This window comes from Bacteroides sp. 51 (genome assembly GCF_010500965.1).
Classification (GTDB): Bacteria; Bacteroidota; Bacteroidia; order Bacteroidales; family Bacteroidaceae; genus Bacteroides.
The window spans coordinates 1-13,144 of record NZ_QVMI01000054.1 but is presented as its reverse complement, the minus strand read 5'-3'; the positions used below and the strand labels follow the sequence as shown (position 1 = coordinate 13,144).

General features: G+C 35.8%; 11 protein-coding genes and 1 tRNA gene. 8 read left to right on the top strand and 4 right to left on the bottom strand.

Going from position 1 to position 13,144, the window contains the following annotated elements:
• Positions 1-227: 227 nt before the first annotated feature.
• The 4 genes from feoB to D0T87_RS22835 all read left to right on the top strand — a co-directional run bounded on the left by feoB (position 228) and on the right by D0T87_RS22835 (position 4,062).
• Positions 228-2,711, top strand: a complete 2,484-nt coding sequence (feoB, locus tag D0T87_RS22850) for a ferrous iron transport protein B (RefSeq protein ID WP_163178366.1) — start codon at positions 228-230, stop codon at positions 2,709-2,711.
• 69 nt (positions 2,712-2,780) lie between these two features.
• A complete protein-coding gene (locus D0T87_RS22845) occupies positions 2,781-3,002 on the top strand; it encodes a hypothetical protein (protein ID WP_203558770.1) in 222 nt (73 codons plus the stop codon).
• A gap of 58 nt (positions 3,003-3,060) precedes the next feature.
• Positions 3,061-3,131: transfer RNA gene (locus tag D0T87_RS22840), tRNA-Cys, on the top strand.
• A gap of 190 nt (positions 3,132-3,321) precedes the next feature.
• Positions 3,322-4,062 carry a Fic family protein gene (locus D0T87_RS22835; RefSeq protein ID WP_163178362.1) on the top strand — a complete coding sequence of 247 codons (741 nt, stop codon included), beginning with the start codon at positions 3,322-3,324 and terminating at the stop codon, positions 4,060-4,062.
• A gap of 541 nt (positions 4,063-4,603) precedes the next feature.
• Here D0T87_RS22835 and D0T87_RS22830 read toward each other — a convergent pair.
• The 4 genes from D0T87_RS22830 to D0T87_RS22815 form a co-directional block, all read right to left on the bottom strand.
• Positions 4,604-5,461 (bottom strand): hypothetical protein, encoded by an 858-nt coding sequence (locus D0T87_RS22830; protein ID WP_163178360.1) that lies wholly within the window; start codon positions 5,459-5,461, stop codon positions 4,604-4,606.
• A gap of 134 nt (positions 5,462-5,595) precedes the next feature.
• Entirely contained in the window at positions 5,596-5,922 is a 327-nt protein-coding gene (locus D0T87_RS22825) for a helix-turn-helix domain-containing protein (RefSeq protein WP_163178358.1), read from the bottom strand.
• 192 nt (positions 5,923-6,114) lie between these two features.
• Positions 6,115-7,092 carry a hypothetical protein gene (locus D0T87_RS22820; protein ID WP_163178356.1) on the bottom strand — a complete coding sequence of 326 codons (978 nt, stop codon included), beginning with the start codon at positions 7,090-7,092 and terminating at the stop codon, positions 6,115-6,117.
• 375 nt (positions 7,093-7,467) lie between these two features.
• Positions 7,468-8,688, bottom strand: coding sequence for a site-specific integrase (locus tag D0T87_RS22815; RefSeq protein WP_163178354.1), 1,221 nt, complete (start codon positions 8,686-8,688; stop codon positions 7,468-7,470).
• Positions 8,689-8,948: 260 nt separating this feature from the next.
• Here D0T87_RS22815 and D0T87_RS22810 point away from each other — a divergent pair, with 260 nt between their 5' ends.
• From D0T87_RS22810 to D0T87_RS22795, 4 genes are all read left to right on the top strand, one after another.
• The gene (locus D0T87_RS22810; RefSeq protein WP_163178353.1) at positions 8,949-9,350 is read left to right on the top strand and encodes a helix-turn-helix domain-containing protein; all 402 of its coding nucleotides are present in this window, start codon (positions 8,949-8,951) and stop codon (positions 9,348-9,350) included.
• An 8-nt stretch (positions 9,351-9,358) separates the two neighbouring features.
• Complete coding sequence (locus tag D0T87_RS22805) at positions 9,359-10,174, top strand: hypothetical protein (protein ID WP_163178351.1); 816 nt, start codon at positions 9,359-9,361, stop codon at positions 10,172-10,174.
• Positions 10,175-10,205: 31 nt separating this feature from the next.
• Positions 10,206-12,080, top strand: a complete 1,875-nt coding sequence (locus D0T87_RS22800) for a P-loop NTPase fold protein (protein ID WP_163178349.1) — start codon at positions 10,206-10,208, stop codon at positions 12,078-12,080.
• Positions 12,081-12,366: 286 nt separating this feature from the next.
• Complete coding sequence (locus D0T87_RS22795; RefSeq protein WP_163178347.1) at positions 12,367-13,131, top strand: hypothetical protein; 765 nt, start codon at positions 12,367-12,369, stop codon at positions 13,129-13,131.
• Positions 13,132-13,144 lie beyond the last annotated feature (13 nt).

The following is a 13,144-nucleotide window of genomic DNA, read 5'->3' as shown; positions in this document are numbered from 1 at the left end:
CAATGGTAATATCGTGATTTTCATTCGCATCTATATTTTGTATGATGCGAAGATACGACAGTTTTATTATATGTGAAATAATTATGAACATCTACTTAAAGAATTAAATTACGCATGAAACTTTGGTAGCGAAACCTTGCCGCTATTTAAAAACGATCTAAATAAGTTGTTGGGGAGTAAGAAATGAATTATCTTTGCCAAATAAATTGTTTGGGAGATAAGTCAATATGCGATTATCTGAATTAAAGACTGGTGAGAGGGGCGTTGTAGTCAAGGTTTTAGGGCACGGAGGTTTCCGTAAACGTATCGTCGAGATGGGCTTCATCAAAGGAAAAACGGTGGAGGTATTATTGAATGCACCATTGAAAGATCCGATTAAATACCGTCTTATGGGGTATGAAATCTCGTTGCGTCGTCAGGAAGCCGAAATGATAGAAATCATCAGCGAGCAGGAGGCTATGGAACGCGCTCCTGAGCGTGATTATCATGCCGGCCTGAATGAAGATATACAGCACTCCGAAGAAGTGCTAAAACGTATTGCACTGGGAAAACGGAAAACCATTAACGTTGCTTTGGTGGGGAATCCGAATAGTGGAAAGACCTCTCTTTTTAATTTAGTATCCGGCTTACATGAACATGTAGGCAACTATAGCGGTGTGACGGTAGACGCCAAGGAGGGGAGTTTTGAATTTGAAGGCTACAAGTTTAAAGTAGTCGACCTTCCGGGGACCTACTCTCTGTCAACCTATACTCCCGAAGAAATGTACGTGCGCAAGCACATTGTCGAAGATACTCCCGATGTTATTATTAATGTGGTAGATGCTTCCAACCTGGAACGCAACCTTTATCTGACAACGCAACTCATCGACATGAATGTGCGTATGGTTGTGGCACTGAATATGTACGATGAACTGGAAGCTAGTGGAAATCAGTTGAACTATCGCCTGTTAAGTCGTTTGTTTGGTGTGCCTATGGTGCCCACAGTCGCCAAAAAGAGTCTGGGAGTTGATCATCTTTTCCATATTGTGATCAATCTTTACGAAGGAGCCGACTTTCTGGATAAAGAAGGAAACATCAATCCGGAAGTCGCCCGCGAATTGCAGGATTGGCATCAGAAGCATGTGAATGAAAAATATCATGCCGAACATATGGATGATTATGCCCGTTCCGATAAACCACACCGGAATGTATATCGTCACATTCACATCAATCATGGCCCGGATCTGGAAAAGGCTATAGATACGCTGAAAGATGCTATCTCGGAAAATGAAGAGATACGTCATAAGTATTCGACTCGTTTTCTAGCCATTAAACTGCTGGAAAACGATAAGGATGTAGAAGAACTTGTGCATAAACTGCCTAACGGTGAAGCGATTATACAGAAACGGGATAAACTGGCTCATCGAATTGTTGAACTGACAAACGAAGACACCGAATCTGCGATTACTGACGCCAAGTATGCCTTTATTTCCGGAGCTTTGCGCGAAACGTATACCGATAATCAGCTACAGCAGCAACAAACCACCAAAGTGCTCGATTCTATTGTTACGCATCGGTTTTGGGGATTCCCGATCTTCTTCCTGTTTATGTATCTTATGTTCGAAGGTACCTTTGTATTGGGAGAATATCCGATGATGGGCATTGAATGGCTGGTTGAAGTTATTGGTGATTTTGTACGGAATAACATGAACGAGGGTCCGTTGAAGGACTTGATTATTGACGGTGTCATTGGTGGGGTAGGTGGCGTTATTGTTTTCTTACCCAATATTTTGATACTGTATTTCTTTATCTCACTGATGGAAGACTCCGGATATATGGCTCGTGCAGCCTTCATTATGGATAAGATTATGCATAAAATGGGATTACATGGTAAATCGTTTATTCCATTGATTATGGGATTTGGCTGTAACGTTCCGGCCATTATGGCTTCCCGTACTATCGAGAGCCGTAAGAGTCGTCTGGTTACGATGTTGATTAATCCTTTGATGTCATGTAGCGCCCGTTTGCCGATTTATTTGTTATTGGTAGGTGCGTTCTTCCCGGGCAAAGAAAGTTTGATGTTGTTACTGATTTATTCTATCGGCATCCTGTTGGCTGTAATCATGGCCCGTATTTTTAGTAAGTTCCTGGTAAAAGGCGACGATACTCCATTTGTTATGGAACTACCTCCATACCGTATGCCGACCGGTAAGGCTATATTCCGCCATACCTGGGAAAAGGGGGTACAGTATCTTAAAAAGATGGGGGGAATCATTATGATAGCATCTATTATCATCTGGTTCCTGGGTTATTATCCACATAATGATGCATACGAAACAGTTGCCGAGCAACAGGAGAATTCTTATATCGGCCAGTTGGGAAAGGCTATTGAACCGGTTATTGAACCGCTTGGATTTGATTGGAAATTAGGCATAGGTTTATTGACTGGTGTTGGCGCAAAAGAGTTGGTTGTAAGTACGTTGGGTGTACTTTATGCCAATGATTCCGAGGCCGAAGTAACCACTCTTGCCGAACGTATACCAATAACTCCATTCGTAGCGTTTTGTTACATGCTGTTTTCGTTGATATATTTCCCGTGTATAGCCGTTCTTGTGGCTATTAAGCATGAATCCGGTAGTTGGAAATGGGCGGTATTTACGGCTGTTTATACTACAGGATTAGCCTGGATTGTGACCTTTGCTGTTTATCAGATTGGTCGGTTGTTTATGTAGTTGGTTAATTGCTTAGGTACCGACCGACTGCTTATGTAGTTTAGTGAACCTTTTTATCGCTCTCTTGTTATGATGTTTATGACAGTACAAGAATGGATCGTTGCAGCCATCGTACTTCTTTGCGCTATTGAGGTTGGAAGGCGTGTATGGCGTTTTCTCCGACAGGCAAAGAGTGACGATAATCCATGCGCCAATTGCATTGGCGGATGCGATCTGAAACGTATGATGGACGATAAGCAGCAGAAATGCAAGAAAAACCTAAAGATTGAGAATAAAAAGTGTTGTAGTTAGTTGCTATTTTGAAATATTGGTACTACCTTTGCAACCGCAAACGGGAAATCCGACAAATGGTTCCTTGGCCGAGTGGCTAGGCACCGGTCTGCAAAACCGTCTACGGCGGTTCGAATCCGCCAGGAACCTCTTTAAATCCTTGTAACTAACTGAATTTCAGAATATGGTTGCAAGGGTTTTTGCTTTAAGGATTAAAAAGAGGATTAAAACCAACGATTCTCCAGTGATTTAAGGCGTTTTAGAGGGGTGCATAGTAAAAATATTTTTTATATAATTACTTTTACTGTATATAAAATAACCTCATCAAATATGCTAAGGTATGAAACCGATATTCAACGAAGAGCAACAAAAGAAGGCTTCTTTTATCTTAGAGAATCCTCTTTCCAAGTTATCAGAACTTTATTCCAATGAAATAAAGGATTTGGCTGTCGTTTGGTGCTACTATTCGGGCAAGATAGAAGGAAACACTTATACCTACGTTGAAACCGAAGCGTTACTGAAAGACGGTATTACCTCCGAAAAGAGATATGAAGATGCCAAGATGCTTAAAAACCTCTACAATACTTTTATCTCTGAATTAGAATATATCCATAAAGAAAAGAATCAAGAAATTATAGACGAACGCACCCTTTTTAGAGTGCATCAATCTATTTCCACAGGATTAGTCTCTAATGAAGAATCGGGGGCATTACGGGCACGAGCAGTCCGTATAAGCGGAACAGATTACATTCCTCCCAAAAATCAACGAGAAATAGAAAGCAAGCTGAATGAAATTCTTTTTCAGCAGGGCGAATATTCCAACCCTTTAGAGAAAGCGGTCTATTTGCATTGTAATCTTGCTCGTCTTCAACCGTTCATTGATGGTAACAAACGGACTGCAAGGATGATAGAAAGCATCGTCTTGATGAATGCTGGCATCATTCCCGTATATTCAGCCAAGGATTCTGATATACTGAATTACAGAAGAGGACTGATAGCGTTTTACGAAACGGAAGATTACAACCTCTATGCCGATTATTTTCTGAATAGACAGATAGACCGAATTAAGGAGATAGAATAGTTGTTCGCTTGCTCGTTTCAGCCTTTCCAAAATTACCTCAACAATACTGTTTATGCTGTCATCTATCCCGAACTTACATTCGGGATAGATAAGCATCATTAGCAATATTATTCAAGCATTTTACAACCTCTTCTCATATTACTGCGATTCTTTATACCCTTCGATAGATTCCAAGCCTTAGCAATCAAACAAATATCATCAACCACCACTATTGCGTAAGGACTGATGAAGAACCAATAGTTTAACACACATCTGATAGACACGTTTGCGATTCGCATACAATGTCAGAATATTATCTTTGTAATTCCACTATATCCGTTAGTGATTCGTTTGCGTATTCCACCATTTACAAAGGAAATACAATAGCCACCACCATAGTACTGGGTAAAGGTGTACATTTGGATTGCGCTTCAACTATTAATGGTTAGTGATTCATCTTACAATAACAAAGACTCATTATCTCACCCAAGAGCTTCACTATATAATAGGGGGTTATATTATGGGGTGGGATATTTCCCCGACTAATATAAGTATTCGCACCCTACAAAACTTTTCTTCTAAACAAATCAACGCTTTGAATTTGTAACGCTCGTATAACGTCTTTTTTCAACTGATTATCTGAGCCACTACCAACCGTTAGTTTTTTGACTTTGCGTCGAGCGTCAGATTGATAGTCGGGAGCGAGTTGCGAAATAACATCTCTCACTCCAACGGCTCCCAAATAGTTTATTGCTACGCTCAAAAGATAATCACTAAACTCTTTGACACTTCCTTTTGTCGGATTAAATTCAATATCAGAATCATCTTTGAATTGCCAATGCTTAATTTGCCGTAAAAAGTAAGCCAATAAGCGAGGATAATGAGCGACAATGTCCCCAATGGTTTCAATACCTATATCTTTTCTTACATTTGCCTTTCCTTTTTGAACGGTAAATTCTGGGCGGAATATATTCAATTCTTTAGTTCGCTCTATGAATTGTTCCTCTTCAATACTTTTTATTAATCCTATCTTTTTTCGGATTTCAGTCTTTTTGTCGTATATCTTCGCAATCCTATCTTGATTCTTAGTTGCAAATTTCCGATAGCCTTCAAAATCCCCTATTTTATAAGAAGAACGTTTGAATCCCACTATTTGCGTTTTTACATAGGTGCTATCATAAGGTATTTTAGCCCCCAACCCCACTTCGATTTTACTGAGAGTGAATTTATAAAGTTCTTTTTCGGGCAATTCAAGTATTTGCTCAAGAATATCAATTGCTTCAATAAATTCCTCCCAACGCAAGTCCTTTTCGGACAAAGCTCCGTGATACCATTTCCGAATGCTACCGTAAATTCTACAATCATCATAGAATCCTCTGCGGATTTCAATGGTCATAAAGGCTTCGTTATCTCCACCCATTCTATTTGAAATGAGATAGCAATTAGGACACCGAAACTTGAAGTAGCGAGGTCTTGCCTTAACAAAGGAATCGTTAATATGAGAAACGATTCTCAAATCATACGTTTTTGCTGTTAGATTGTCAACCATGGCGATTATTCTCCTTTCTTTTCAATTAACTGAAATACATCGCTTCTCTTGAATCGGTAGTTCCTTGTAGCTTCGGGATTGACAGGTACTAATTTCCCTTGCTTTATCCTTCGACTTAAAGTTTGAACTGAGATTTGTAACATTTCAACCACCTCTTTGGAAGTAAGCAAGCGCTCTTCTCCCATGAATTTTGAGAAATTCTTTTCGATATAGTCTGCAATCCAACGTTTCCGCTGATTTATCAAACTAATCTTTACCAAATAATCTACTCTTTGCTTTAACATTTCGTCCATTTCTTGACAGATGAAGACTTTTTCATTTTTCGTTTTCATTTTTCGATGATTTTATATGGCGAGTTTCTCGCCATGGTTAAAACCATACTATAACCAGTGAAAAGGGTTTGCTATTTGATTTTGAGAATTATTAACAAGTAGTTTTTGAGAAGAAAAGAGAAGTTGAGCCAATGTTTTTTTAGGTTTTCTCCTGATTGAATCGTAAAATAAATTTTGCTATTTTTAACAGTTCTATTTGGTGAAAATGTATCTTATCATTCCAGACTGATTTCTTTTGCTATTTATCGCATTGAACTTGATATTCTTTGCCGAAGAAATACAGAGTTCTTTGGTTTCAGAATCATCAATAATACTTCTTTGGTCTATTTCACAACTAACAACGTTGCCACTTGGAGAAACTTCTATTTTTAGATAAATAAATCCTTCTTTGGAATCTACATTTTCGATAGGTAAGATGCTTTCGGCTTGTCTCCCATTCAATTCATAAACGATTCTGCAAGTGGCTTGATTCGCATATTGCCTTTCAGCTTCTTGTCGTTTTTCCTTGGCTATTATAGCATCTTCTTTTTCTTTTCTTGATTTCTCCATTACCCAAGTTCCTTTACTCTCGCTATAATATACTCCTCTGCTTGCTAATGCCTTGTAACAGTCTTCTGATAGTTCGGTACGGTTCCAGTCCGTTCCATCGTCAGACGTGCCTAAGAAGTCATTCAAATCAACTTCTATTTCGTTAATTGGGTTAGAATCTTTTTTCAAGGAAGGTTTGCTTACTGATTCTTGCGGTTTAATCTCCAGAGTAATTTCTTCTACTTTGGAATAACTATTTTGCGGTATCGATTGTATGGTGGCTTCTGATTCTTTTTGAGAAATTCCATTTTTTAGAAATTCGGGCGTTCTAAATTCTACGCTTGTTCTTGTTTGGCGTTTATCTTTGTTAGAGTAGGAATAGATGATATAAGTTGCAGTTCCGATTATCAAAACCGATACTGCAAGCGGAGCTAAACAACCCCATTTCTTTTCTAATCTGCCATACTCGTCAGCTTGTAATTTATCCGATAGAAGAACGGCTATCAAACTGACAATCGGAGTCAGCCAAAGTCCTAAGAATAATGACCAGCCAAAACCTATTTGACGTTTTGCTCCTGCATTTGCGACAATAAAAGAAAGGACAACGGAACTGATAAAACCAAAGAACCACAAGATTTCCATAAAAATTGCATTGTACCCTCTGCAACCTTCGATGGGCGTTTATTATAAAAAAAGAAGTGGGCTGCCGTCCACATCCTGCAAGGTATCGCCAAACACCCGTACATACACGAACAAACAACCCACCTTATTCGGGAGAGCTATCTGACGTGTCTTGTATGTACTTAAATTGGCGATTTTAGCAGGATAAGACACTTCCTTATACTCAATTGTTCCTCTTGGAACGCTACAAAGATAGCTAATTAACTGCTATTCATCATTGCTTCTCAATTTTTTCTTTATTCTGATAGAAAGACAGCTCCCGCATGAGAGCTGTCTTATACGCCTTGTATATACTTAAAACATTGGCGATTTAGCAAGATAAGGCGTACTTATTTCCTAAGCATTTTTATTCCAAACCGCTTCCATTGCTTTTTGAAGCTCGTTTTTTGATAGGTTTATATACCGTTGGCTCATTCCAATATCCGAATGTCCCATTAAATCACATATCATATATGCTGAAATCTTTCCCGAAGCTCCCAAATTTGTTCCGAAAGTATGTCTTGCAACGTGTGAAGTCAAGTTTTTATCAATTCCTGCTAATTTTGCTAAGTCTTTCAGATACCTATTCATTACTTGAATGTCGATTCTTGGAAAAACGTGGTTTTGTGTATCCTTATATTGATTTCTATACACTATCAATATTGCTTTTGCTTGATTGCTGATAGGGACAAAAACGGATTGATTGGTCTTTACTTGTAGCTTCTCAAAAGAAGACATTTTTTCGTTAATATGCTCCCAAGATAAATCCATAGCATCTGAAAATCTCAATCCTGTTTCACAACAAAATATAAATATATTTTTTGCCAGCTTTAGCGATTTACATGCTTCCGCAGGAAGTTTTGCCTTCTTAAAATCAGAGTATTCTTCTTGAGTTAATGCAATTTCTTTATGTCGACCAAGCTCAATAGGATAATTCGAGAATGGGTCTTCAATATTATACTTCCCAATTCTATTTGAGAATCGAAGGACGGTCTTTAGTAGTTTTAGTCTTTTGGCTACCGTGTTTTGCTGATTAGGGATAGGTCTTTCCTCACGCAAATACTTAACAAATTGTACCACGAACTTATAATCAATTTGCTCAATAGTTAATTCTTTACGGTATTTAGACTTTGAGAAATCAACCAATACATTCTTTGTAATCCGATGATTATTTTTAGAGCCTGGTTTCATCTTTTGTAGCTTTACATAATCATCAAAAGCCTTTGAGATAGTTGGATAGATAGATTTATTTTTCATGCCTTTTGTATCCTCCAAAGGAATCCCTTTCAATATTCGTTTCATTTCTTCAAGCGATACATTTTCTTCCAATGCTTCTTTCTTCCGTTTGTACTTCTCAAACTCTTGCTTTCTTTCTGATAAATAGCTATTGATTTTTGTAGCATCATCGCTCTTTTTATCTACCAATTCAGATTTTTGTATCCAAAATTTCGGTTCAATACTTTGTCCTGTCGGTACTCGGTATTGTTTACCTTCAAAATAAATTAGAAACTCAATTCTTGTTTTTCCGCTCTTCATTACTAAATCTTCACGAATGAGTAATTTCAGTTCTTTAGACATATATATTCCAATGTTTTATTCTCGCAAGCTCCATTGCTTACTTACATAAGTAAACTCCATTTAACAATTGCAGAGGCTTGGAATTAAAGCTCCGCATGGTCTAAATTAGTTATACTATTCTGATATTCAATGACTTTTTGAGAATAAAATTAAATATTGAACGATTTTTGTTAATATTTTATTGAAACAACAATGAAATTATATAATGAAACATCTTATATTCTCTGAACTTTGATTACTTTTGCGAAAAGCTATAAATTATGCGATTCATAGAATTAGAAGATAGTGAGAAAGAGGAGCTGATGCGTAGATATGCGAACCATAAGAGTGCAACGGTACGAAAGCGAGTACAAGCATTAATTCTCTCCTCGCAATACTATACCATGAAAGAGATAATAGAAGCAACGGGAATGAGCAGAACCACTTTGTACCGTTTCTTTAAGGAATGGGAAAATACGGAGTTATCTGAAAGAATAGAGACTCTATTCGTCAAAGACGGCAGAGGTGCTAAGCCTAAGTTGGATTCAATAATAGAAGAGTTGCCCGATTTAGCAGAACGGTACAATGGGAGGATTTCCGTTATCCTTCGGGTAATTGAAGATAATTATGGGATAAAGGTTAGCAGACCAACTTTGCAGAAGTATATAAAACAATATAAATAATCAACAATATGAGAATGAAGCAGAAAACCCGAATTATAATAATTTTACTGACTTTAATGGTGGTTAGTTTTATATGTCTAATGGTGCCAATTATTTTAGGAATAAGGATGGAGGTCTTTGTCTATTCTCTTCTTGGTTTAATAGCTTTAGGCTTGATATTATCCTATTTAGCTGAAAAAACGAAAAATAAAATTTTGCAAAAAATATCTTTCATTTTTTCTATTCCTCTATCTATCATTCATTTAATATTAAGCTTGGGAATACCTACTGGAGTATTATTATTCAATGCTGTTATTTTATTTATAGTTTCATTTGGCATCCCATTATTGATTATGACCCAAATAGAAACATTATTCAATTTCGGATTAAAAAGAGCTACGATGTACTTTTGCTGCATTTCTTTTGCATCAATATTATCGGTTTATCTATCTAAATACCTCTTGAAGTTTATTCTGAAAGTATCACCTGTAACAATGGATACATATGCTGAAAAGCCTCAAAACAAATATCTAAAAGAATTGACTTCAGTCTTTTATCAAAAGAATAACATCATATTTTTAATATATGCTTGTTACTTTGTCTATTTAGGGATTATGTCATTTTTTAAAATTCAATATGGACAACCTTTATTAAGTGCTGAAACTGACACGGCTATATTACAATCATTTTTGGTATTTATCGCTTTTACTAATATGATTATAAAATCGAAGGATATAAAATTAGCTCCTCAAACTATCCTTTACTTATATGCAAAAATAATATTGGGAGAAGAGTTGAAGGACAAAAACAATCCCTCAAAAGATACCATTGACAATAATGACTAATAGTCAACAAACTAATTAAATAAAATTCAATATGGACAATCTTTCAGAAATTATTAAGGATTATCTTCTTGCGGAAAATACAGATTACGCAATAATGATAAATGGAGACTGGGGTTGCGGTAAAACGTATTATATTCAGAATACCCTTTTTGAAAAGATTAGCGAAGTTAAATCTCAAGTTAAAAATAGTCCTCCTAAGCAGAAGTGGATTTCTAAATCAGAAAATAATCCAGAATTTAAACCTTATGAGCCAGTATATATTAGCTTATACGGCTTATCAAGCGTAGATAATATTTATTCAAGAATCTTATCTTCGTTATTCCCATTTTTGCAAAACAAAGTATTCTCGGCTATTACAGCTATCACTAATCGTCTTTTAAAATCCAAAGATATAGATGGAATATCTGAAGATGAACGCAAAACTTTAGAATCATTCGTTGGAATTGCTTCAAATAAAGTTTTATTCTTTGATGACTTAGAACGAATAAGTAAAAATTTAGACATACAAGAGGTCTTGGGATTTTTGAATACATATACAGAACACAAGAAATTGAAAACGATAATAATATGCAACGATGACAAACTTCCAAAAGACTATATTGAATTTAAAGAAAAAACAGTTCGATTTACTTATAACTATCAAGCATCCATTGATTTAGTTTACGATAATATTTTGTCCAAATTCAAATCAACGGAATATCGGACTTTTCTATCTGACAATAAAGCTATTCTAATTAGAATATTTGAATCAGCAAAATACTCTAATCTCCGAACATTACGATTCATTTTAGAAACATTTCAAAAGATATTCAATGCAGTAACAGGTACTGAATATAAGAAACAAATTTTAGAACGGCTTTTCTTTTTTACAACAATTTATTCAGTAGAATACAAGGAAGGCGTTGCTAAGAAAGATTTAGATTCTCTTTTCAGAGCAGAAAACTATTTTCCGATTAATCCATCTTCTTTTTTAGGTAATAATAACGAAAAAAAAGAAGAAAAGGAACCTGAATATTTTGAGAGGTTCTGCAATAAATATGACAACATCCGTTCGTCTTTTTATTATTATCCAGCGGTTGCTAATTACGTCCACTTTGGATATATTCCAGCGGATTTTGAGTCTTTAATAGAGACGATAAAAGATGATATAAAAAAAGATGAAGAATCTGAGGATGCTGTAAGTCTGAAAAAATTAAAAAATTGGGAATTAATAGAGGGTGGAGAGTTTAATGATTTAATCGGGCATATATTGGGCTTGGTTGATAAATGTAAATTCAACCTTTACATCTATCCTGCAATATATGCTCAACTAATACAATTAGAGTATATGCAAATTGAGAATTTCAAATTAACCAATGAAATTAAGAACCTATTTTTCAAAGCCATTGATGAAAGTAAGAAAACGCATAAATTTGAATATACTTTTAATATGAGAATCCCGCAATGGGATTATACGGATAAATCAGGAGGAAAAGATAAGTATCAAGAAATATATGATTATGCACTTCGTGCGAATGAAGAAGTTGGTAATTTAGAGTACAAAAATGAAGTTGATAAATTTGTAGAAATGGTATCTTCTAACAATATCAAAGGTTTGGAAGAGTATATGTACAATATAAATAATAAGGATATAATAAAAAATATAAATGCAGAAACTCTCTTTGAAAAACTACTATTAGCCAAAGGAACTACAATCAAAATGTTTGTTCATGGTATATACGCTTTCTATCCTGATAATAGCTTATTTTCTCTATCAGATGAGGAAATAGCTTTCTTTAAAAGGCTTGATGAACTTATTGATGGTTATTTTTCAAAAATAGAAAGCAGACCTATTGAATCTGCATTTTTATTTTATCTAAAAAATAAAGTGAAATCCATCTTGGCAAGAAATACTTATCAAGGATAAGGATTAAAACAAGGATTAAATTCTTGGTAGGCTATGATAAGTAGTAATAAGTTGAACTTTCTAAATCCATGTTTCTTAGTAGAAAGAGAGAGATTTAGCCAATCATTGCAACTATCAGCAAATCAAACAATAAACTCGCCAGGAACCTCAGGGAAACTTCAATGTAAATCTCTAAAAGACTATCTCATTGCGAGATAGTCTTTTTTTGATATGATCAACCGGAAAAGTTCATGAGGCTTATGAATCATCTATTATGGGAGAAATTTTGTAGTGAAAACGATATATTATGAGATACATAACGATTGTCCTATTACTTTTCTGCATATTATCAGCAAAAGCGCAAGAATATGTTGAAGGAGAGTTCATTCTTCCAGATGATAAGAGTAGGGAATTAAATATAGACAGAACCCAAAACGGGTTAAATACACCAATTGGTACGGGATTTATATCTTATTATCCAAATTCCCTCTTGACGCCTTCTTATAAGCAGTCAAACATAGATTTTAATGGGAATATATATGACTTGAAGTATAATTTGTCCTATTTGCTATATAACAATACCAATGTTCTCAATGGGTTCGGCAGTAGCTACGAAGTTGGCGGCATGTTAGTATATCACCCCTTTGATAAACTGACTTTCTCGATTGGAGCTAGTGGAGCAAAGTATACGATGAATGGTAACTCTTATAACGATTATCTTTTCAATACAAGCATGACTTATCGGTTTAATCATTGGTTGAAGTTTCATTTGTACGGTCAATACTCTTTGAATGCACAAAGTAATGCTTTGGCTGGCGGCTATTATTTATCACCTCAGACCAGTTATGGGGCGCTTCTGATGATAAAGGTCATAGACGAAAAGAAATACTCCGTTGATATGAACATAGGTGCCGAGCGTACCTTCAACCCACTAAATAAGCAATGGGAAATGAATTATAGGCTTGGACCAGAAATTCGGATTAAATGTAAGTATTCGGTTAACCCCGTCTTTCTTTGTATTTCTATTGATTATCTTTCAAAAACTCCTAAAACATTCGGAGTCGTTTCGTAGACGTTCAGAGATT